Below are 20963 nucleotides of genomic sequence, written 5' to 3'. Positions count from 1 at the left end.
GGGGTTCCAGCATGGCGCGCACCGTCGCATCCGTCGTCCTGGTCGTGATCGGGCTGATCCTCGCGCCGCTCGGGATCGTGGCGGGCTGGGCGCACGGGCAGCTGACCGACACCGGGCGGTTCGTCTCGACCTTCGCGCCGCTGGCGACGGATCCGGCCGTCAAGGCGCTCGTGGTCTCCGAGGTGATGGGCGTGGTCGACGAGAGGGTCGACTTCGCGGGGACGACGAGCGACGTGATCGACGCCCTGAACGGGCTCGGTGTGCCCGAGCGCGCCGCCGACGCTCTCGACGGGTTGAAGACCCCCGCGGCGCTGGGACTGCGCTCGCTGGCGACCGGGGCGGTCACGGACGTCGTGGACTCGCCGGCCTTCGCCGACATCTGGGAGCAGACGCTTCGGCTGAGTCACGCGCAGCTGGTCGCGGCCCTGACCAGCGACCCGGACTCGGCGCTGGCGGTCTCGTCGGCCGGCCAGCTGACGATCGAGCTGGGACCGGTGGTCAGTGCTGTCAAGGCGGTGATGATCGCACGGGGGCTCGGCTTCGCCGAGGCCATCCCGGACATCGACCGCAGCATCGTGGTGGCGCAGTCGGACGGGTTGGCCCAGGCGCGCACCGGCTACGGGCTCGCCGTCGCCGTGGGGGCCTGGTTGCCGTGGGCGGCGTTCCTCCTCGTCGTCGCGGGGGTGCTGCTCGCCCGGCGTCGGTGGGTGACCCTGTTCCGGTCCGCCGTGGCGCTCGCCCTGGTCATGGTGCTGCTGGGCGTCGCGCTGCGGATCGGCGACCTCGTGGCGGTGTCGTCGCTCGCACCCCGTTACCTGCCGGTCGACGCGGCTCAGGCGATCTCCGGCCGGCTCGTCTCCGGGATCGCTCCGACCGTCGTGATGACCGCGGTGGTCGCCGTCGTCGTGGCGGCGATCGGCTGGCTGGCGGGCCCGTACCGTCCGGCGCGGGCACTCCGGACCCGGGTCCGCGACGGCATGGCCCGGCTCCGGAGGGCGGACGCCGACACGAGTTCAGAACGCCGGGCGACATGACCGGCCCCGACCACTGTTAGGATGGAATTCCGTGGAAGATGCTCATGACGCGGACCGACAGAACGACACGAAACTGACGAAGCACATCTTCGTCACAGGGGGTGTCGTCTCCTCTCTGGGTAAGGGGCTCACCGCCGCCAGCCTGGGGAATCTCCTCACCGCGCGAGGTCTTCGCGTCGTGATGCAGAAACTCGACCCCTACCTGAACGTCGACCCGGGGACGATGAACCCGTTCCAGCACGGCGAGGTCTTCGTGACCGACGACGGCGCCGAGACCGACCTCGACATCGGGCACTACGAGCGGTTCCTCGACATCAATCTCAACCAGGCCGCCAACGTGACGACCGGGCAGATCTACTCGAGCGTGATCGCCAAGGAGCGCCGCGGCGAGTACCTCGGCGACACCGTGCAGGTCATCCCGCACATCACCGACGAGATCAAGCGCCGGATGCGGCTGCAGGCGCACGACTCCTCGCACCCCGACGTCATCATCACCGAGATCGGCGGCACGGTCGGCGACATCGAGTCGCAGCCCTTCATCGAGTCCGCGCGCCAGGTGCGTCACGAGCTGGGGCGGAAGAACGTGTTCTTCGTGCACGTCTCGCTGGTGCCGTTCATGAACGCCTCGGGCGAGCAGAAGACCAAGCCCACGCAGCACTCCGTCGCCGCGCTGCGCTCCATCGGCATCCAGCCCGACGCCCTCGTGCTCCGGAGCGACCGACCGGTGTCCGAGAGCAACAAGCGCAAGATCGCGCTGATGTGCGACGTCGACGAGGGCGCCGTCGTCAACGCCGTCGACGTGCCCTCGATCTACGACATCCCGACCATGCTGCACGACCAGGGCCTGGACGACTACATCATCGACCACCTGGGGCTGCGGGAGACCACCGGCGAGGTCGACTGGGCCGGCTGGCAGCCGATCCTGGATGCGGTGCACGAGCCCAAGCACGAGGTCACCATCGGGCTGGTCGGCAAATACATCGACCTGCCCGACGCCTACCTCTCGGTCACCGAGGCCCTCCGCGCCGGCGGGTTCGCCCACCGCGCCAAGGTCGCGATCCGCTGGATCCCCTCGGACGACTGCCAGACCTACGAGGGCGCCGCCAAGGCGCTCGCCGACGTCGACGGCATCTGCGTGCCCGGCGGCTTCGGGGTGCGCGGCATCGAGGGCAAGCTCGGCGCGCTGCGCTACGCCCGCGAGAACGGCATCCCGGCGCTCGGGCTGTGCCTGGGCCTCCAGTGCATGGTGATCGAGTACGCGCGGAACGTCGTCGGGCTCCCCGGCGCCTCGTCGAGCGAGTTCGACCCCGAGACCGAGTTCCCGGTGATCGCGACGATGGCCGAGCAGGTCGACATCATCGCCGGGGGCGACCTCGGCGGCACGATGCGCCTCGGTCTCTACGAGGCCGAGCTCGCCCCGGGCTCGATCGTCGAGGAGGTCTACGGCGCCTCCACCGCCGCCGAGCGCCACCGCCACCGCTACGAGGTCAACAACAAGTACCGCGACCGGATCGCCGACGCCGGCCTCTGGTTCTCGGGCCTGTCGCCGAACGGGCACCTGGTCGAGTACGTCGAGCTTCCCCGCGACGTGCACCCGTACTACGTGGCGACCCAGGCCCACCCGGAGCTGCGCTCGCGGCCCAGCCGCCCGCATCCGCTGTTCAAGGGCCTCGTCGGCGCCGCGCTCGACCGCCAGGAGGCGACTCGGTTGTTCCCGGTGCAGGATGCCTGAGCCCCTCGCCGACGAGGTCGCCCTCGTTCCCGTCTCCGAGAGCGAGGTCGTCTTCGACGGCTACGTCTGGGACGTGCGGCGGGAGGCCTTCGCCTACGGCGGCGACACGCTGCGGCGCGACTTCGTCGACCACCCCGGGGCGGTCGCCGTGCTGGCGCTGGACGACGAGGACCGGGTGCTGCTGATCAAGCAGTACCGGCATCCGGTGCGCCGTCGCGAGTGGGAGCCGCCCGCGGGGCTGCTCGACGTCGAGGCGGAGTCGCCGCTGGAGGCCGCCAAGCGCGAGCTCTCGGAGGAGGTCGACCTCGAGGCGGACGACTGGCACGTGCTGAGCGACTACGTCACGACGCCCGGGGGCAACAACGAGGCCATCCGGATCTACCTCGCGCGGGGCGTGCGGCCCACCGGGTCGCGGTTCGACCGCGAGGGCGAGGAGGCCGACATGGAGTCGGCCTGGTTCCCGCTGGACGAGGTCGTCGAGGCCGTGCTCGCGAGCCGGGTGCAGAACCCGTCGCTCGTGATCGGGGCGCTCGCCGCCGACGCCTCACGGGCGCGCGGCTGGTCGACGCTGCGGCCGGCGGACTCGCCGTGGGAAGCGCATCCGCGGTTCAGGACCGCCGGGTAGCCGGTCGCCGATGACGGCGGGGATCGGGCGGGAGATCGACGGGTTCCTGCGCCACATCACGATCGAGCGGGGGCTCGCGGCCAACACCGTGGCCGCCTACCGCCGCGATCTCGGGCGGTACTCGGCGTTTCTCGAGGCGCGGGGGATCGATGACCTGCGTGCGGTGGGGGAGGCGGACATCAGCGCCTTCACCCAGGAGACCCGGGGGTCGGGGGAGGGCGAGCTGAAGGCGTCGTCGGTGGCGCGCATCCTGTCGACCGTGCGGAGCTTCCACCGCTACCTCGCCGAGGAGGGGCTCGTGGACGGCGATGCCGCACGCGAGGTCAAGCCGCCGAAGCTCGCGCTGCGGTTGCCCAAGGCCATCACGATCGACGAGATGGATCGGCTGCTGACCGCCACGGGCGGGGAGGACCTGGTGGCGGTACGCGACCGGGCGCTGTTGGAACTGCTGTACGCGACCGGCGCGCGCATCTCGGAGATCGTCGACCTGGACGTCGACGACGTGCAGAACGGCGACATGCTGCGGGTGACCGGCAAGGGCAGCAAGCAGCGGATCGTGCCCGTGGGGAGCTATGCGCGCGCGGCGCTGGACGCGTACCTCGTGCGGGTGCGGCCGGTGTTCTCGACCCGGGGGCGGGCCACGCCGGCGCTGTTCCTGGGCATCCGGGGGCAGCGGCTGAGCCGGCAGGCGGCGTGGCTCGTGATCCAGTCGGCGGCCGAGCGGGCGAAGCTCACGGTGCACATCTCGCCGCACACCTTCCGTCACTCCTTCGCCACCCACCTGCTCCAGGGCGGAGCGGACGTGCGCGTCGTCCAAGACCTCCTCGGCCACTCCTCGGTGGCCACCACGCAGCTCTACACCCAGGTGACGGCAGACACCCTCATAGACATGTACCAAACCGCCCACCCCCGAGCCCGCTGAGGCTCCGCCGGTGAGCCTGCGCGCAGCACAGGCCCGCCGGATTAGAATCGACACGTCCGCCGGGATGGCGGGCAGGAACGAGGGGCGACTTCGGTGCCGACCAGGAACGCACGAACCGTGAAGACGAACCAGACCGATGAACTCGCCGGTCTGAATCTGCCCAAGATGGGTCCCACCGGTCGACCGGTCACGGAGTTCGCCGTCCCCGCCCCGCTCGCCTCGCACGGCCCGGCCCGGATCATCTCGCTCTGCAACCAGAAGGGCGGCGTCGGCAAGACCACGACGAGCGTCAACGTGGGAGCGGCGCTCGCCGAGTACGGCCGGAAGGTGCTCGCGATCGACTTCGACCCCCAGGGTGCGCTCTCCGCGGGCCTGGGCGTCATGACGCACGACGCCCCCACCATCTACGACCTCCTGATCGGCAACCTGAAGGATCCGGCCGAGGCCATCCAGAAGACCAGCGTCGAGGGCCTGGACATCATCCCCGCGAACATCGACCTCTCGGCCGCCGAGGTGCACCTGGTGAGCGAGGTCGCCCGCGAGTCGATCCTGGCGCGCGTGCTCCGCAAGGTGAGCGGCGACTACGACGTCATCCTGATCGACTGCCAGCCCTCGCTCGGGCTGCTCACCGTCAACGCTCTGACGGCCAGCCACGGCGTGCTCATCCCGCTCGAGTGCGAGTACTTCGCGCTGCGCGGCGTCGCCCTGCTGGTCGAGACGATCGACAAGGTGCGCGACCGCCTCAACCCCGCGCTGGTGCTCGACGGCATCCTCGCCACGATGTACGACCCGCGCACGCTGCACTCGCGCGAGGTGCTGGAGCGCGTGGTCGAGACCTTCGGCGACAAGGTGTTCGAGACGGTCATCGGCCGCACGGTCAAGTTCCCGGATGCGACGGTGGCGGGAAAACCCATCACGCAGTTCGCCCCGGAGCACACCTCGGCCAAGGCCTACAAGCAGCTGGCCAGAGAACTGGTCGCCCGTGGCGCGGTCGCCTGAACCGGAGCTCGCCGAGGCGGCGGCCGGCGCGACGGGTGCGCCCCGCTTCTCGCTCAGTCTGGACAACTTCGAGGGACCGTTCGACCTGCTGCTCAGCCTGATCACGAAGCACGAGCTCGACATCACGGAGATCTCGCTCAGCCGGGTCACCGACGAGTTCATCGCCTACCTGAAGAACCTCGACTCGACCGAGGAGCTGGACCGGGCCTCCGAGTTCCTGGTCGTCGCCGCGACACTGCTCGACCTCAAGATCGTCGGCCTGCTGCCCCAGGGCGAGCTGGTCGACGCCGAGGACGTCGCGCTGCTGGAGGCCCGCGACCTGCTGTTCGCCCGTCTGCTGCAGTACCGCGCCTTCAAGGAGGTCTCGGCCTGGATCGCGACCCGCTTCGACGAGGAGGGGATGCGACGGCCCCGCGCGGTGCGGCTGGAGGAGAAGTTCCGCCAGCAGACACCCGAACTCGTCTGGACCCTGACCGCGGACGACTTCGCGGCGCTCGCCGCCCTGGCGCTCGCCCCGCGCGAGCTGCCCGTCGTGGGGCTCGAGCACCTGCACGCGCCGCTCGTCAGCATCCGCGAGCAGGCGGCGCACGTCGTCGCGGTTCTGCGCTCGGCAGCGGCCGCCGGCACCGCCGTGAGCTTCCGGCAGCTGATCGCCGGGATCGAGGAGAAGGGCGTCGTGATCGCCCGCTTCCTCGCCGTGCTCGAGCTCTACCGGCACGCCTCGATCTCGTTCGAACAGCTCGAGCCCCTCGGCGATCTGACGCTCAGCTGGACGGCGGAGCACTGGACCGAGGACAACCTGGCGAATCTCGGAGCGGATTATGACAACTGATCTGACGGAGGAGACCGTGGAGGTGGAGACGGCGGAAGCGGGAGCGGCGGCGGAGACCGCCGCACCGGCGCCCACCCACGTCGACGTCGACCGTGCGCTCGAGGCGATCTTCATGGTCGTCGACGAGCCCCAGAGCCTGGTCGCCCTCGCCACCGCCCTCGGCCGCCCGGTCGCGGTGGTGCGCCAGGGCGTCGAGCGCCTCGTCGCCGACTACGACGGCGTCGCCCCCGGTGCCGTGCGCCGCGGCTTCGAGCTGCGCGAGGTGGCGGGCGGATGGCGCCTGTACGTGCGCGCCGCGTGGGACGGGCTCGTGCGGGATTTCGTGATGACGCAGAACCCCTCCAAGCTCTCCCAGGCCGCGCTCGAGACGCTCTCGGTGATCGCGTACAAGCAGCCGATCTCGCGCGGGGCCGTGGCGAGCATCCGGGCCGTCAACGTCGACTCGGTCGTGCGCACGCTGCTCAGCCGCGGCCTGATCACCGAGGTCTCCACCCAGGCGGAGACCGGCGCGATCCTCTACGGCACGACCGACCTGCTGCTCAGCCAGCTCGGTATCAACTCCCTCGACGAACTGCCGAGGATCTCCCCGCTGCTGGACGACGGCAGCGCGGGCTTCGACGAGATCGGAATGGTGCGATGACCCCCTTCGAGATCCCCCCGTGGGACGAGAACGCCGAGCCGCAGGGGGTCCGCCTCCAGAAGGTGATGGCCGCGGCGGGAGTGGCCTCGCGCCGCGTCTCCGAACAGCTGATCGAGGCCGGGCGGGTCGAGGTCAACGGCGAGATCGTCACCGAGCTCGGCCGGCGGATCGACCCCGAGAACGACCTGGTCGCCGTCGACGGCGTCGCGGTGCAGCTGGACCCCGACAAGCGCTACGTGATGCTCAACAAGCCGGTCGGCATCGTCAGCTCGCTGCAGGACCAGTACGGTCGGCCCGACCTGCGGCGCTACACCGAGCAGTACGAGGAGCGGCTGTTCAACGTGGGCCGGCTGGATGCGGAGACCAGCGGACTGCTCATCCTCACCAACGACGGCGACCTCGCGCACGTGCTCGCGCATCCGTCGTTCGGTGTGCTGAAGACCTACATCGCGAAGGTCGAGGGGCGGGTCTCGCCGCAGACCATCGCGCGGCTCACGGCGGGGCTCGAGCTCGAGGACGGCCCGATCGCGGCCGACAAGGCCCGGCTGCTGGACGTGGAGCGCGAGAACTCGATCGTCGAGCTCACGCTGCACTCGGGCCGCAACCGGATCGTACGCCGGATGCTCGACGAGGTCGGTCACCCGGTCGTCGACCTCGTGCGCCGCTCGTTCGGGCCGCTCACCCTCGGCAGCCTCAAGGCGGGAGCGCTGCGCGACCTGACTAAAGTGGAGGTCGGCCGCCTGCTCACGCTGTCGCGCACGCCGGAACCGGCCGGAGCCGATGGAGCCGACAGTGCAGATGGAACCGACAGTGCCGACGGTGCAGCAGGTGCCGACCGCGCGGACGACCTCGACGCCGGGGCCGATCGCGGCGACGAACCCGAGGAGTAGACCGTGGTGGAATCCCGACTGACCGGTGCCGTGCGCGTCGTGGGCGTCGGGCTGCTCGGCACGAGCATCGCCCTCGGCCTCCGCGCCCGCGGGGTCGACGTCATCCTCGCGGACGCCTCGCCGACCAACGTCAGCATCGCCATCGACTACGGCGCCGGCCGGGCGGAGCGGGAGGACGACGACCCGCAGCTCGTCGTCGTCTGCGTGCCGCCGGACGTGACCGCCTCGGTCATCGTGCGCGAGCTCGCCGCCTATCCCCGGGCGGTCGTCACCGACGTGGCGAGCGTGAAGCAGCCGATCCTGGATGCGGTGGTCGCCGCCGGGGGAGCCGTCAGCCGGTACGTCGGCTCGCACCCTCTCGCGGGGCGGGAGCGCGGGGGCCCGATGGCCGGCCGTGCCGACCTCTTCGTGGGCCGGCCGTGGGTGGTCGCCGGTCATCCGCAGATCTCGTACCAGACCGCCTCGGCGGTCGACGACCTGATCCTCGACCTCGGCGCGACCCTGGTGGAGATGACCGCCGACGAGCACGACGCGAGCGTCGCCCTGGTCTCGCACGCGCCCCAGGTCATCTCGACCCTGATGGCGCGCCGGCTCACCGGGGCCCGGGATGCGGCCGTCGATCTCGCCGGCGGCGGGCTCCGCGACGTCACCCGGATCGCCGCGAGCGACCCCGAGCTCTGGGTGCAGATCCTCGGCGCCAACGCCGGGCCGGTCGTCGACGTGCTCAAGGCGTTCCGCGACGACCTCGACCGGGTGATCGGGGCGCTCGAGCAGCCGACGGCGCCCGGCGCCCGCCGTGTGATCGCCGAGGAGCTCGCGGGCGGCAACGCCGGTGTGGCCCGGATCCCCGGCAAGCACGGGCAGGACCGCCGGTACTCCCAGCTGGTCGTCATGGTCGACGACAGCCCCGGCGAGCTGGCCCGCCTGCTGGCGGAGATCGGCGAAGAAGGCGTGAACATGGAAGACCTCCGGCTCGAGCACTCCCCGGGCGCCCCGATCGGCCTGGCCGAGATCGCGGTGCTGCCCGAGGCCGCCGAGCCGCTGACCGCCGCACTGTCGGCACGTGGATGGAGAATCGCGGGATGAACGACCTGCAGACGATCGGCGACCCGCACCGGACGGACGAGCCCCCCGTCGTCGTGGCCGTGGACGGCCCGGCCGGGAGCGGAAAGTCGAGCGTGAGCCGGGCCGTCGCCCGGGCACTCGGCTACGGCTACCTCGACACCGGCGCGACCTATCGCGCGCTCGTCTGGGACCTGCTCGACCGCTCCATCGACCCGGCGTCGGCCGAGGACGTGGTCGACGAGCTCGCCCGGTTCGACTTCCGGATCGGCACCGACCCCGACGAGTACTTCGTGCGGGTGCGGAACGAGAACGTCACCGACGCCATCCGCGAGCCCCGGGTGACCGGCGTGGTGAGCCTCGTGGCCCGCATCCCCGAGGTGCGGCTGTGGCTGAACGAGCGCTTCCGGCACATCCTCGCGGCGACCGAGTTCGACGGCATCGTCGCCGAGGGGCGGGACATCACGACCGTCGTCGCACCGGATGCGCCCGTCCGCATCCTGCTCACGGCCTCGGAAGAGGCTAGAATGGCCAGGCGTTCGAAAGAACTGACCGGTGAATCGGCCGCCGTCGTGGGTGAGGCGCTTCGATCCCGCGACCGGGCCGACTCGCGGGTGGTCGACTTCCTGAACGCCGCCGACGGCGTGATCACCGTCGATTCCACGCACCTCGACTTCGACCAGACGGTCGACGCCATCGTCGACGTGGTGCATTCCCGGAGCTCGACGAGCCCGGCACACTGATCCACCGGGGCCCGAGCCCCGCCCCAACATCGGGACCACGGAAGAGTGGGACCACAGGACACCGGGACCGGCGAGACCGGACCCACCCAGACAGCGAGGAACCAGCATGGCCGACAGCCAGAACCCCACCTCGGGCAGCGACCCGGACGACTTCGACGCCCCCGACGACGACCTGGCGGAGCGGCTCGCGAACGTCGACGAGGACCTCGCCGAACAGCGCGCCGCCACCCTGCGGTCGGGCCTCGCCGACTACGAGCTCGACGACGGCGACCTCGACCTGCTCGAGATCACCGAGGACTACCCGGAGGGCTCGGTCTACCTGCCGGCCCTTCCCGTGCTCGCGATCGTGGGCCGGCCGAACGTCGGCAAGTCGGCGCTGGTCAACCGCATCCTGGGCCGTCGTGAGGCGGTCGTGGAGGACACCCCCGGCGTGACCCGCGACCGCGTCGCCTACAAGGCCGACTGGAACGGCCGCCGCTTCACGCTCGTGGACACCGGTGGCTGGGAGCCGGACGCCTCGGGCATCAACGCGGCCGTCGCCGCGCAGGCCGAGGTCGCGATCGACCTCGCCGACGTGGTGCTCTTCGTCGTCGACTCGAACGTCGGGGCGACCTCGACCGACGAGCACGTGGTGAAGCTGCTCCGCAAGGCCGACCGCCCCGTGTTCCTCGCTGCGAACAAGGTCGACGACGCCCGCCAGGAGCCCCAGGCCTCGGCGCTCTGGTCGCTCGGCCTCGGCGAGCCCTACCCGGTGTCGGCACTGCACGGCCGCGGGGTCGCCGACCTGCTCGACCTGATCATGAAGACGATGCCCGAGGTCTCGGCCGTCGCCAAGCAGGAGGTGGGCGGCCCGCGCCGCGTCGCCATCCTCGGCCGGCCGAACGTGGGCAAGAGCTCGCTGCTGAACAAGGCGGCGGGCGAGGAGCGGGTCGTCGTCAACGAGCTCGCCGGCACCACGCGCGACCCGGTCGACGAGCAGATCGAGCTCGGCGGCAAGGTCTGGACCTTCGTCGACACCGCCGGCATCCGCAAGCGGGTGCACCTGCAGCAGGGCGCCGACTTCTACGCGTCGCTCCGCACCTCGGCCGCGCTCGAGAAGGCCGAGGTCGCCGTGGTGGTTCTCGACGTCACCGAGCCGATCTCGACCCAGGACCTGCGGATCATCGACCTCGTGCTCGAGTCGGGACGCGCCCTCGTGCTGGCGTACAACAAGTGGGATCTGCTCGACGACGACCGCCGACGTTACCTCGAGCGGGAGATCGAGCAGGATCTCGCCCACGTCACCTGGGCGCCCCGGGTCAACATCTCGGCGCGCACCGGGCGTCACCTGGAGAAGCTGGTGCCCGCCCTCGAGCTCGCGCTGGACTCCTGGGACACCCGGATCCCGACCGGCAAGTTCAACGCCTTCCTCGCCGAGCTCACCGCGGCGCACCCGCACCCCGTGCGGGGCGGCAAGCAGCCCCGCATCCTGTTCGGGACCCAGGCCGCGTCGCGCCCGCCGACCTTCGTGCTGTTCACGACCGGCTTCCTCGACCCCGGCTACCGCCGCTACGTGCAGCGCCGGCTGCGGGAGATCTACGGCTTCGAGGGGTCGCCGATCATCGTGAACATGCGGGTGCGGGAGAAGCGCAAGCGCTAGGCGGCTGGGCGCTGGGCACCGGCGCCTCGGCGCTGGGTGCCTCGGTGCTGGGTGTTGCCGCGCTGGGCGCCCGGCGCCGCTACGGCAGCAGGTCGGCGCGGTGGACGAGCCCGGCCGCACCGATGAGAGGACCCTCGTCGGACAGCGCCGAGGGCAGCACCTTCACGCCCGGGATCGTGTCGAGCGGGGCCTCGGCCTCGACCGTCGCGCGGATCAGGTCGAAGAGGTCGGGCGTGACCCGCGAGAACCCGCCGCCGATCGCGACGGCCTCGAGGTCGATCAGGGCGCAGGCTGAGGCGATCCCCTCGCCGATCGCGCGGGCGCAGCGCTCGACCGCGAGGCGCGCGATCGCGTCGCCCTCGCGGTAGGAGGCGGCGAGCTCCTCGCCGGTCGCTCCCGTCCACCCCTGCTCGCGCGCCCACTCGACGATGCGGGGACCGGCGGCGATGCCCTCGAGGGTCGCCCCGAGGTCTTTGCCGGCCTTGGTGTGGGTGTGCAGCTGGATCTGACCGATGTGGCCCGCGTTGCCGCTGCGGCCGCCGACCAGCCGGCCCTCGACGAGCAGGCCGCCGCCGACGCCGGTCGAGACGACCATGCCCATGGCGGTGCGGTAGCCCTGCAGGGCTCCGGCCCAGTGCTCGGCGAGCAGGATGCAGAGGCCGTCGAGCCGGAGGACGGTGTTGTGGATGCCCGAGCGGGAGCAGACCAGGTCGCGCAGCGGGAAGTCGCGCCAGACGGGCAGGTTCAGAGGAGAGACCGTGCCGCGTTCCAGCGAGATCGGGCCGGCGCTTCCGACACCGGCGCCGACGAGCTCGGCTCCCTCGGGCGTGGCCGCGAGGGCGGCGTCGATGACCTGCTCGACCGCGGCGGCGATGCTCGCGGAGCTGCTGCCGGCCCCGGTCGGGGCGCGGTGACGGGAACCGGCGACGAGCCGCGCATCCTCATCCACCAGCGCCGCCTCGACTTTGGTGCCGCCGACGTCGACGGCGAGAGCGAGACGGGGGGAGGAGGTCACAGGGTTCGACACCCCCCTATTTCACACCATCGGAGCGTCGTGTGCGGAGCACCAGGCGGGCCAGGCGGCGACGACGTCGGCCGTACGGGCCTCGGCGTCGGTGTCGTCGCTGTAGGTCCACTCCTCGAGGACCCCGACCATCCCGCCCGCGATGTAGGCCGCGGCGGCCGGGCTGTCGATGTGGCGCGAGGCGTCTTTCCGCTGCCAGACCGAGATCGCGATCGAGGCGCGGACGAGGGTGCGCTGGAACAGCTCGCGACGGAACCCGGCGTCGACGCGGGTGCCGAACATCATGCGGTAGGACGCACGGTGGTCGCGGATGTGCTCGAGCTCGCGGGTGATCGAGGCCGCGTAGACGGCGTTGATCGTCTCGACCGACTCGCCGTCCATGCTCTCGGGCGTGTCGGTCACCGCGGCGAGCTCGTCGAGCTGGCGGGCGAAGGAGTCGGCGGCGAACGCGAAGATGTCGGCGTAGTGGCCGTAGAACGTGGTGCGGTGCACTCCGGCCGTGCGGCACAGCTCGCTGATGCTGATCTCGGTCAGATCGTGCTCGCGCAGCAGGTCGAAGAGAGCGGTGGTCAGGGCTTCGTGCGTTCTGGCAGCTCGGGGTTCGGCCAGATTCGCCGACGCACCCTGACGACGGGAGGGGGCAGCGGTAAGCACAGTCGACTGGGGCATGGTCAATTATGTACGCACGAACATAGGGATTGGCCGTGTTTCGGGACTGTGAGTCCCAAACTGCTCTGCACGTTTTCCCGGACCGGTGTCCCGTCGCGTTGCCGCTGGTCTGCTCGGGCGTGTCGACGGTGTCAGCGGCGGTGTCAGCGAGCCCGTCACGGAGGCGCTATCATGGACAAGTTGTCCGGCGCGGTCCGCCGGTTCGGATGACGGGCCACGGGCTGTGGCGCAGCTTGGTAGCGCACTTGACTGGGGGTCAAGGGGTCGCAGGTTCAAATCCTGTCAGCCCGACAGAAATGCGAGAAGGGTCACCCGTCAGGGTGGCCCTTCTCGCATTTGTGGCGGTCTGCCCGGACGCGAAGCTGTTCGTGGGCCCACGCCGCGCAGAGGCTCCGCCCGGCGCGTCCAGCGACGGGAGGAGGGCGCCGGTGGGGAGTCAAATCCTGTCAGCCCGACGTCGCCAGCAGTTCTCCTGCCGTTCGCCCGCGGGAACCGCTCGTCCACCCGGGGAAGTTACCGTTCCGCTGTGCCGTACCTCTCCTCCCGCTCCGCCCGGCCCCTGCTGGCCGCGCTGCTCGCGCTCGCCGCCCTGCTCCTCGTGCTCGGGCCCGCGTCCCGCGCATCCGCCCACCCCGCCGGCACGACCGGGGTCTTCGTCACCATCCAGTCGGATGCGGTCGACGTGCACATGCAGATCCAGAAGGCCGGCTTCGAGGCGGCGACCGGCTACGAGGCCGACGATCAGGCCGCATTGGACGCGGTCTCGGCGAATCTCGAGTCGTTCATCCTGAACCGGGTGCGGGTCTCGGACGTGGTCTCCGCGCTCCAGCCCGTCGTCACCGAGCATCCGGAGCTCGTGCCGGTGAACGGCGAGGACGCCATCGCCGTGACCATGCGCTTCATGGACGGCGGGCGCAGCATCGACGGCGCCATCCGGTTCGAGGACGACTTCATCATCGACGTGGTGCCGGCTCATCAGGTATACGTGGCACTCGTCAGCGACTGGAACAACGGTCAGGTCGCCGAGGGCGATCCCCAGGTGATCGGCGTGCTCGGCGGCGGGGTGACCGAGGTGACCCTGGATCGCACCGAGCAGACGCCGCTGCACGGATTCTTCGCGGTGGTCTGGCTCGGCATCCTGCACATCGCCGAGGGAACCGACCACCTGCTCTTCCTCGCCACCCTGCTCGTGGTGGCGCCCTCGGTCGCGCGACGGGCCCGCCGCGGCTTCCGCTGGACGCAGCCGATCCCGGTGAAGAAGACCATCGGCCGCGCGGCCCTGATCATCACCTCCTTCACCGCCGGGCACCTGGTGACCCTGGCGCTGGTGTCGCTCGGGCTGATCTCGTTCCCGACGAAACCGGTCGAGATCCTGGTCGCGGTGTCGATCATCGTCGCGGCGATCCACGCGTTCCGTCCGCTGATGCCGCGCGGCGAACTTCTCATCGCCGGCGTCTTCGGGCTCGTGCACGGCACCGCGTTCGCGACGACGATCCTCGACCTCAACCTCGGGTTCGGCGAGAAGATCGTGGCCATCCTCGGCTTCAACGTGGGGGTCGAACTGGCCCAGCTGACGGCGGCGGTGCTCATCCTGCCGCTGCTCATCCTGCTCTCCCGGGCCCGGGCGTACGCCGGGTTCCGCACCGCCGTCGCGGCGGTGGCGATCGTGGCGGCCACCGCCTGGATCGTCGGCATCACCACCGACCAGGAGTCCGTGCTGCAGCCGGTGTTCGACCAGATCGCGCAGGTGCCGATCCTCTGCTACCTCGTGCTCGTGGTCGTCGTGGTGGGGCTGTGGTACTCGACCCGGGCGCGCCGACCGGCGCCTCGGCCGCTCGAGAAGGTGCAGCGATGACCGGCGGGCGGGGCGGCGGGATGCGGATGCTCCCGCGCGCGGTCGGTGCGGTCGCGCTGGCCGTGCTGCTGGTCGCGCCGGCAGAGGCCGCGCTCGCGGGGCCGGACGACGGCGACCCGAGCAGCCGGACGGAGGTCGTCGGGGTCGAGATCCCGGAGCGGTCGCCGCAGCCGACTTCGAGCCCGAGCCCGACGGCGACGCCGACCCCGACCCCGACCCCGTCGCCCTCGCCTGCGCCCTCCGGTCCTCCCGGCCAGGGTTCTGGGCCGGCGGCCGACACGGGTGGCACGGGAGGACAGCTCTCGGACACCGGTCTCGACGCGGACACGCTGTGGCCGGCGGGGCTGGCCGCCGTCGCGCTGACGGGAGCCGGGGCGATCCTGGTCGCCGGCCGACGCCGTCGGCGCCAGGGCTGACCGACCGGCCCCAGGAATGTCGAAGGCCCCGCCGGATCACCGGCGGGGCCTTCATCCTTCTCCGCGTGCTTCTCCGCGCGCGCCTACTCGACGCCGGCCGTGGCCCGCGAGGTGTCGGCAGCGGCCGCCCTCGCGCGTTCCTCCTCCAGCGCGCGGGCGACCGCCTCGTCGACCCGCGCCTTCTCCCGGGCGGCGGCCGAACCCCGCCGCGACTTCCGGCGGCGGAGCAGCACGATTACGCCGGCGGCCACCAGCACCACGATCACCAGCAGCGCCCACGGCACGGCGGCGCCGCCCGCGGTCGCCGAGACCTCGGCGATCGGGGTGGTCGAGCCCGAGGCATCCAGCATCAGCGGGGTCACCGTGGTGGTCGCGAGCAGCACGAACAGCGGCGGCACACCGGGCACGGTCACCGTCTGCGTCCACGACTCCCCGGGCAGCAGCTCGGGCACCGGGTCGACCGCGGGCGCGGTGGCGCCGCCGAGCCCGAACGGGCCCGAGAGCTCGGTGCCGGGCTGGGCCGAGATCGCGGCGTTGCCGGTGTTGTGGAGGGTGTAGGTCACCGTCGCGTCGCCCCCGGCGAAGGGGTTCAGGCCGCCGTTCCAGGAGACCGAGGTCTTCTCGACCGCGAGCGCCGGCGCGAGCTCGCCGCCGACGCGCAGGTTGACCCGGATGCCCAGGCGCCGGTCGACGTTGACCCCGGCCGCGGCGTCGGGGACGGTCAGCGAGGTGACGACGCCGCCGGCGTAGTCGCCGGGGGTCGCGTCGGCCGGCACGGCGACGGTGAACGGCACCGTGGCGGTCTCACCGGCCGCCACGGTGACCGAGGGGTTCGCCGCGGTCACCCAGGCTCCCACCGCGTGCGACTCCTCGCCCGCGACCAGGAGGGAGAGCTGGCCGTCCTCCGAGGTGGAGCCGTCGGAGGCGTACACCCGCAGCTCCACCGGGTCGGCCCCGTGGTTGGCGATCACGATCGAGTCGTAGATCGTGCCGCCCGGGTCGACCGTGTAGCTGAAGTTCGTGCGGTCGGCGCCGTACTCGTTCGAGGCGGTGCGGACCGTCCAGCTCACCTGGTCGCCCTCGGCGGCGGTGGCGGGCGAGGCGGCGGGGAGCAGCACGAACAGGACGGCGAGCAGCGCGATCGCGAGCTCGCGGATGCGGGCCGGGCGACGGGCGGGGGCGGATCGAGCGTTCACGGGAGACCTTCGGAGTGAGGCGGGAGGAGAGGGGGGAAACGGGGATGTCCGTGGGTGAGCGGGACGGACCCACTCACCCACGGACAGGGTGTGTCGTTCGACCGGGTCAGCCGGCCAGTGCGGTCACCGTGAGGGTCGCGCGGTAGCTGCCCTTCGCGGTGTCGACGGGCAGCTTGAGGTCCAGGCCCGCACCGAGGAGCGCGTCGCCCTTCGGGTGGCCCTGCGCGCCCGAGCCGAGCACGCGGTCGACCGAGAGGCCGCTGCCGCCGTCGAAGCCCGAGGCGACGGGCGCACCCGCGACCGCGCCGGCACCCTCGGTGACGACCTTCGGGGTCCAGCCCATGTAGCTGCCGGAGAAGGTCTTGTCGCCGTCGGTGAAGTCACCGAGCTTCGAGGTGAGCGACCACGGGGACAGCGACGACCGGGTGTCGGACACCTTGATCGGGTTGATGTCTCCGGCGGCCTCGAACACGCCGTCCTTCTCGGTGGCGGTGCCGAGGTCGACGAGGCCGTTCTTGCCGTCGATGGTCCAGCCGAACTCGCCCGGAGCGGCGGCCGGGACATCCACCTGGATGTCTTCGCCGTCGCCGTGGTACGGGTGGATGGTGACCGAGTCGATCAGCGTGCCGACGCCGTCGACGGGGGTCTTGGTGCCGGGGGTGCCGCACCAGCTGACCTTGCCGAGCTCGACGGCCGCGTTCGGGGCGTCGCAGGTGCTCGAGCGGATGCCCTCGACCACGAGGGCGTCGGACTTGACCTGCACCTTGACGTAGCTGCGCACGTGCTCCTGGTTCTCGACCGAGTCGTACCAGTAGTTGCTCGGGTTCAGCGGGTCGGCACCGTTTCCGGCACCGGAGGTTCCGCTGGCGTCCGGCGCGGTGATGTCGTAGTACTTCGAGCCCGACGCCGAGTTCGCGGTCATGTAGATGACCCCGCCCTCACCGACGAACACGTCGTTCTGACCGGGCTTCTCGTCGGGGTTGGCCTTCTCGCCGTTCGCGATCTCGTAGCTGCGCGTGTACACGTGGTCGTGGCCCTGCAGCACGAGGTCGACGCCGAGCTTGGAGAACGTGGTCGGGAAGTCGACCCGGCGCACCTTGTTGTCGGCATCCTTCGCGTGGTCGGCGGCCGAGTAGATCGAGTGGTGGTAGACCAGCACGGTGTACTTCGCGTCGCCGCCGTGGTTGTTGACGACGTCGGTCACGTACTGCACGTGCGCCGCATCCCCGCCACCGGTGGCCGAGTTGTAGCTGTTGCTGTTCAGGTCGATGAACAGCACGTCCTTGTAGATGTACCAGTAGTCGCCGCCGGAGTCGGTCGCGGTGTTGCCGTTGCGGTAGTACGCGGCCGAGCGGTCGGTGTTGGGCGTCGAGAAGTGCTGCTCGTACGCCTTGCCGCCGACGTCGTGGTTTCCGATGGTCGCGGCCCAGGGGTAGCGGCGCAGCTGGTCGGGAGCCAGGAACGCGTCCCACTGCGCCTCGGTGTTCGCCGACTCGACCTGGTCGCCGCCGGAGACCAGGAGCTCGGTGTCCGGGTTGGCCGTCAGGGCGACGTTCATGGTGTCGGCCCAGCCTTCGCCGTCCTTCTGCACGTTGCCGGAGGCGCCGATCTGCGGGTCGCCGAAGAACAGGAAGTCGAAGTCGCCCTCGAACGAGTGGGTCGAGAACGAGTACGCGGGCGACCAGTTGCCCTCGGAGCCGACCCGGTAGGAGTACTGGGTGTTCTCCGCCAGCCCGGAGAGGGTGGCGTGCCGGTTGAAGCCGGTCGTCGTGGTGTTCGCGGCACCGGCGGCGGCGAAGGTGGTCACCGAGGTGACGAACTCGCCGTTGACCAGGGCCGAGGTCGGGGCCAGCTGAACGAGCTGGGCGGTGTCGGCGGTGGAGTACCAGCTGACGTTGCGCTGGGCCTCGTCGGCGCCGACGCCGAGGACGATGCCGGTGTACGAGGCGGTGTCGGCCGCGGAGGCGGCGGTCGGCGCGGCGAGCGCACCGCCGAACACCAAGGCTGCGCTGACCGCTGCGGCGGAGAGCCACAGGGCCGCTCGGCCGCTCGGCCGAGAGGGGACAACCAGAAGCATGAGTCTTCCGTTTCTGTATGGATGAAGTGGGAGTGCAGGATGAGCGGGGCCGCGATGAGCGGACCCGGTGACGAGGATCCGGTCCTGAGATTTCCCGCGACTGAACACCCCCGTGAGCAGTCGTGAACGGCGACCGTTCGGCAGGAGAACAGTCGGGGAACAGAGCCTCTCGTCGACTGCGACGGCCGGCCCGGTCGTCCATCCTGGAATCGCCCCGTCCCGCCCGATCCTCTCCGTCACCCGCCCGACCTCTCGCCCGCAAGGAACCACCGTGTCGCTCCGCGCCCCCCTCCTCTCGCTCGCGACGGCCGCGTTGCTCGTCGTGGGACTCGCGGGCTGCGCCGGCGACTGGAGCACGCCGCGCCCGGCGACCACCCCGATCGGAGCGCCGGCGGCGGGATTCGCGCCCGAGGTCGAGCCCTCGCCGGAGGCGACCATCAATCCGACGAACGGCTCCTGGGGAGACGTGCGGCCCGCTCCCGGCTACCGGGTGGTGCTGCTGACCTCCGGTGACGACGCCACGACGCTCACCCTGACGGCGGCGGTGCAGCAGTGGGCCGAGGAGACCTCGGCCGACCTGCGGCACGTGGAGGCGGGAGAGGACCCGATCCCCGCCATCGTCGAGTCGATGGACCAGAACCCCGAACTCATCGTGACGGCGGGGGAGGACCTCGTCGACGCGCTCGCCCTCGTGACGCCCAACCACCTCGACATGCACTTCCTGGTGCTCGGCGCGGAACTGGCCGAGCCCACGGCCAACGTGACGGCCGTCGACTGGACCGGGGGCGGCTTCCGCGGGGAGGGTCTGGGTACCGCCACCCACTTCGACGAGGCCTCGTTCAGCCCCGAGCGGTGCGCCGACGCCATCCGCGCGGGCACGACCGCGGTGCTCACCGGGATGACCGGCGTCGTGCTCTGGATCGACTGAGGTCTGCGCCTCCCGGACGGGGCCCGCCCGACGGCGCCCTCTCGCACGCGGAACACGCGCGAGCGGAAAAGTCGGGAGAGGCGTACGTTCGGTCGCGCCGTCGGCGTCGTCTGCATCCTGCCGCCGATCGACCGGCGAGAGGGAGGTTGCAGAGATGACGGACAACAGGCAACCGGCGGGCCAGCCGTCGAAGCCCAGGAGCGTGCGGAGTCTGGTCCCGGCCAGGATGGACCGATTGCCCTGGACCAGGTTCCACTGGATGGTCGTGTTCGGCCTCGGGGTCTCCTGGATCCTGGACGGTCTGGAGATCCAGATCATCGCGTCCAACGGCTTCCAGGCCTCCCTCGGCATGGACTCGGCCCAGGTCGGGCTCGCCGGCACGATCTACCTCGTCGGTCAGGTCGTGGGCGCGCTGGTCTTCGGGCGGCTCTCGGACAAGTGGGGCCGCAAGAAGCTGTTCATCATCACCCTCGCGATCTACCTCGTGGGATCGGCGCTCGCCGGCCTGTCGCCGAACATGGAGTTCCTGTTCGTGATGCGCTTCATCGCCGGCCTCGGCATCGGCGGCGAGTACGCGGCGATCAACTCGGCGATCGACGAGCTGATCCCGAGCCACTACCGCGGCCGCGTCGACATCGCGATCAACGGCACCTACTGGGGCGGCGCCGCCCTGGGCTCGGTGGCCAACCTGTTCTTCCTCAACCCGGACAACTTCGCCGAGAACATCGGCTGGCGGCTCGCGTTCTTCATCGGCCCGATCGTGGGTCTGATCATGATCTACATGCGCCGGCACATCCCGGAGAGTCCGCGCTGGCTGATGACGCACGGCAAGGAGGACGTCGCCGAGAAGACCGTCGACGACATCGAGGCCCGCGTCGAGAAGGAGTCGGGCAAGAAGCTCGACCCGGTGCCGGAGGACCAGGCGATCGAGGTGCAACCGCTGGACCGCATCCCGTTCCGCAAGATCGCGAGCGTGCTCATCCGCGACTACCCGAACCGCACCGTGACCGGGCTCACGATGATGATCACGCAGTCCTTCCTCTACAACGCGATCTTCTTCACCTACGCGTTGGCGCTGCAGAACTTCTACGGCGTCGAGAACGACGCCGTGCAGTACTTCTTCTTCCCCTTCGCGATCGGCAACCTGCTCGGGCCGCTCGTGCTCGGGCACCTGTTCGACACGATCGGGCGGCGCAAGATGATCCTCGCCACCTACGGGCTCGCGGGCATCATCCTGACGATCTCGGGCTTCCTCTTCCAGGCCGACGTGCTGAACGCGACGACCCAGACCGTGTTCTGGTGCGTCTCGTTCTTCTTCGCCAGCGCGGGCGCCTCCTCGGCGTACCTCACGGTGAGCGAGCTGTTCCCGCTCGAGATGCGGTCGCAGGTGATCTCGTACTTCTTCTCGATCGGGCAGATCGTCGGTTCGATCGCCCCGCTGCTGTTCGCCTCGCTGATCGGCGACGGCCAGGACCGGGGGCCGATCACCATCGGCTACATCGGGGCCGGGTTGCTGATGCTGGCCGGCGGGATCGTGGCCTTCATCTTCGGGGTCAACGCCGAGCGCAAACCGCTCGAGGCGATCACGAGCCCGCTGTCGGCGGTCGGCGACTCCGGCAAGGTCAAGGTCGAGGGGGAGCGGACCACCCGCGAACGCAGCCGCCGCGGCTAGGGGCGTCC

General features: G+C 70.9%; 19 protein-coding genes and 1 tRNA gene. 16 read left to right on the top strand and 4 right to left on the bottom strand.

Translation table 11 applies throughout. The features are described 5' to 3' along the window. Positions 1-11: 11 nt before the first annotated feature. The 11 genes from AC59HU_RS04060 to der all read left to right on the top strand — a co-directional run bounded on the left by AC59HU_RS04060 (position 12) and on the right by der (position 11118). Positions 12-1034, top strand: coding sequence for a hypothetical protein (locus tag AC59HU_RS04060; protein ID WP_497222051.1), 1023 nt, complete (start codon positions 12-14; stop codon positions 1032-1034). A gap of 73 nt (positions 1035-1107) precedes the next feature. Further along, positions 1108-2766 (top strand): CTP synthase, encoded by a 1659-nt coding sequence (pyrG, locus tag AC59HU_RS04055; RefSeq protein ID WP_497222077.1) that lies wholly within the window; start codon positions 1108-1110, stop codon positions 2764-2766. Beyond that, positions 2759-3391 carry an NUDIX domain-containing protein gene (locus AC59HU_RS04050; RefSeq protein WP_497222050.1) on the top strand — a complete coding sequence of 211 codons (633 nt, stop codon included), beginning with the start codon at positions 2759-2761 and terminating at the stop codon, positions 3389-3391. The genes pyrG and AC59HU_RS04050 overlap by 8 nt, the downstream gene beginning before the upstream one ends. Before the next feature lie 10 nt (positions 3392-3401). After that, entirely contained in the window at positions 3402-4313 is a 912-nt protein-coding gene (gene xerD, locus AC59HU_RS04045; protein ID WP_497222049.1) for a site-specific tyrosine recombinase XerD, read from the top strand. 165 nt (positions 4314-4478) lie between these two features. Continuing rightward, the gene (locus AC59HU_RS04040; protein ID WP_497222076.1) at positions 4479-5312 is read left to right on the top strand and encodes a ParA family protein; all 834 of its coding nucleotides are present in this window, start codon (positions 4479-4481) and stop codon (positions 5310-5312) included. Further along, a complete protein-coding gene (locus AC59HU_RS04035) occupies positions 5203-6144 on the top strand; it encodes a segregation and condensation protein A (protein WP_497222048.1) in 942 nt (313 codons plus the stop codon). Before AC59HU_RS04040 ends, AC59HU_RS04035 begins: the two co-directional genes overlap by 110 nt. Further along, a complete protein-coding gene (gene scpB, locus AC59HU_RS04030) occupies positions 6134-6784 on the top strand; it encodes an SMC-Scp complex subunit ScpB (RefSeq protein WP_497222047.1) in 651 nt (216 codons plus the stop codon). The genes AC59HU_RS04035 and scpB overlap by 11 nt, the downstream gene beginning before the upstream one ends. Continuing rightward, positions 6781-7674, top strand: coding sequence for a pseudouridine synthase (locus AC59HU_RS04025; RefSeq protein WP_497222046.1), 894 nt, complete (start codon positions 6781-6783; stop codon positions 7672-7674). The genes scpB and AC59HU_RS04025 overlap by 4 nt, the downstream gene beginning before the upstream one ends. 3 nt (positions 7675-7677) lie before the next feature. Next, positions 7678-8760: a prephenate dehydrogenase gene (locus AC59HU_RS04020; protein WP_497222045.1), complete on the top strand. Its 1083-nt coding sequence runs from the start codon at positions 7678-7680 to the stop codon at positions 8758-8760. Further along, entirely contained in the window at positions 8757-9479 is a 723-nt protein-coding gene (gene cmk / locus AC59HU_RS04015) for a (d)CMP kinase (protein ID WP_497222044.1), read from the top strand. The genes AC59HU_RS04020 and cmk overlap by 4 nt, the downstream gene beginning before the upstream one ends. A 106-nt stretch (positions 9480-9585) precedes the next feature. After that, positions 9586-11118: a ribosome biogenesis GTPase Der gene (gene der / locus AC59HU_RS04010; RefSeq protein WP_497222043.1), complete on the top strand. Its 1533-nt coding sequence runs from the start codon at positions 9586-9588 to the stop codon at positions 11116-11118. 79 nt (positions 11119-11197) lie between these two features. On the opposite strand, the gene AC59HU_RS04005 is transcribed toward der, so the two are convergent. Both AC59HU_RS04005 and AC59HU_RS04000 read right to left on the bottom strand, forming a co-directional pair. After that, positions 11198-12145 (bottom strand): ROK family protein, encoded by a 948-nt coding sequence (locus AC59HU_RS04005; RefSeq protein WP_497222042.1) that lies wholly within the window; start codon positions 12143-12145, stop codon positions 11198-11200. A gap of 9 nt (positions 12146-12154) precedes the next feature. Beyond that, a complete protein-coding gene (locus tag AC59HU_RS04000; RefSeq protein WP_497222041.1) occupies positions 12155-12811 on the bottom strand; it encodes a TetR/AcrR family transcriptional regulator in 657 nt (218 codons plus the stop codon). A 217-nt stretch (positions 12812-13028) separates the two neighbouring features. Here AC59HU_RS04000 and AC59HU_RS03995 point away from each other — a divergent pair. The 3 genes from AC59HU_RS03995 to AC59HU_RS03985 all read left to right on the top strand — a co-directional run bounded on the left by AC59HU_RS03995 (position 13029) and on the right by AC59HU_RS03985 (position 15082). Beyond that, positions 13029-13102: transfer RNA gene (locus AC59HU_RS03995), tRNA-Pro, on the top strand. Between the two features lie 235 nt (positions 13103-13337). After that, entirely contained in the window at positions 13338-14666 is a 1329-nt protein-coding gene (locus tag AC59HU_RS03990) for a HupE/UreJ family protein (RefSeq protein WP_497222040.1), read from the top strand. Further along, complete coding sequence (locus tag AC59HU_RS03985; protein WP_497222039.1) at positions 14663-15082, top strand: hypothetical protein; 420 nt, start codon at positions 14663-14665, stop codon at positions 15080-15082. The genes AC59HU_RS03990 and AC59HU_RS03985 overlap by 4 nt, the downstream gene beginning before the upstream one ends. A gap of 83 nt (positions 15083-15165) precedes the next feature. Here the strand turns inward: AC59HU_RS03985 and AC59HU_RS03980 are convergent, their stop codons facing one another. Together AC59HU_RS03980 and AC59HU_RS03975 are read right to left on the bottom strand one after the other, a co-directional pair. Next, positions 15166-16278: a COG1361 family protein gene (locus AC59HU_RS03980; RefSeq protein WP_497222038.1), complete on the bottom strand. Its 1113-nt coding sequence runs from the start codon at positions 16276-16278 to the stop codon at positions 15166-15168. Between the two features lie 106 nt (positions 16279-16384). After that, the gene (locus AC59HU_RS03975) at positions 16385-18355 is read right to left on the bottom strand and encodes a purple acid phosphatase family protein (RefSeq protein ID WP_497222037.1); all 1971 of its coding nucleotides are present in this window, start codon (positions 18353-18355) and stop codon (positions 16385-16387) included. 271 nt (positions 18356-18626) lie between these two features. Between AC59HU_RS03975 and AC59HU_RS03970 the strand changes: the two genes are divergently transcribed. Continuing rightward, a complete protein-coding gene (locus AC59HU_RS03970) occupies positions 18627-19283 on the top strand; it encodes a type 1 periplasmic-binding domain-containing protein (RefSeq protein ID WP_497222036.1) in 657 nt (218 codons plus the stop codon). A gap of 226 nt (positions 19284-19509) precedes the next feature. Beyond that, entirely contained in the window at positions 19510-20955 is a 1446-nt protein-coding gene (locus tag AC59HU_RS03965; RefSeq protein WP_497222035.1) for an MFS transporter, read from the top strand. The last annotated feature ends 8 nt before the right edge of the window (positions 20956-20963 follow it).

The organism is Herbiconiux sp. 320_LB (assembly GCF_059691755.1).
Note: the sequence above shows the minus strand (reverse complement) of the source record. Positions and strands in the feature narration are given on the sequence as shown.

What these genes read in the sequence shown, in the direction of transcription:
- AC59HU_RS04025 (WP_497222046.1), top strand. Translation starts at nt 6,781, where the DNA reads ATGACCCCCTTCGAGATCCCCCCGTGGGACGAGAACGCCGAGCCGCAG.
- AC59HU_RS03975 (WP_497222037.1), bottom strand. Translation starts at nt 18,355, where the DNA reads ATGCTTCTGGTTGTCCCCTCTCGGCCGAGCGGCCGAGCGGCCCTGTGG.
- AC59HU_RS04050 (WP_497222050.1), top strand. Translation starts at nt 2,759, where the DNA reads ATGCCTGAGCCCCTCGCCGACGAGGTCGCCCTCGTTCCCGTCTCCGAG.
- AC59HU_RS04035 (WP_497222048.1), top strand. Translation starts at nt 5,203, where the DNA reads ATGCGACGGTGGCGGGAAAACCCATCACGCAGTTCGCCCCGGAGCACA.
- xerD (WP_497222049.1), top strand. Translation starts at nt 3,402, where the DNA reads ATGACGGCGGGGATCGGGCGGGAGATCGACGGGTTCCTGCGCCACATC.
- AC59HU_RS04000 (WP_497222041.1), bottom strand. Translation starts at nt 12,811, where the DNA reads ATGCCCCAGTCGACTGTGCTTACCGCTGCCCCCTCCCGTCGTCAGGGT.
- AC59HU_RS03965 (WP_497222035.1), top strand. Translation starts at nt 19,510, where the DNA reads ATGGACCGATTGCCCTGGACCAGGTTCCACTGGATGGTCGTGTTCGGC.
- AC59HU_RS04060 (WP_497222051.1), top strand. Translation starts at nt 12, where the DNA reads ATGGCGCGCACCGTCGCATCCGTCGTCCTGGTCGTGATCGGGCTGATC.
- AC59HU_RS04040 (WP_497222076.1), top strand. Translation starts at nt 4,479, where the DNA reads ATGGGTCCCACCGGTCGACCGGTCACGGAGTTCGCCGTCCCCGCCCCG.
- cmk (WP_497222044.1), top strand. Translation starts at nt 8,757, where the DNA reads ATGAACGACCTGCAGACGATCGGCGACCCGCACCGGACGGACGAGCCC.
- scpB (WP_497222047.1), top strand. Translation starts at nt 6,134, where the DNA reads ATGACAACTGATCTGACGGAGGAGACCGTGGAGGTGGAGACGGCGGAA.
- AC59HU_RS03985 (WP_497222039.1), top strand. Translation starts at nt 14,663, where the DNA reads ATGACCGGCGGGCGGGGCGGCGGGATGCGGATGCTCCCGCGCGCGGTC.
- der (WP_497222043.1), top strand. Translation starts at nt 9,586, where the DNA reads ATGGCCGACAGCCAGAACCCCACCTCGGGCAGCGACCCGGACGACTTC.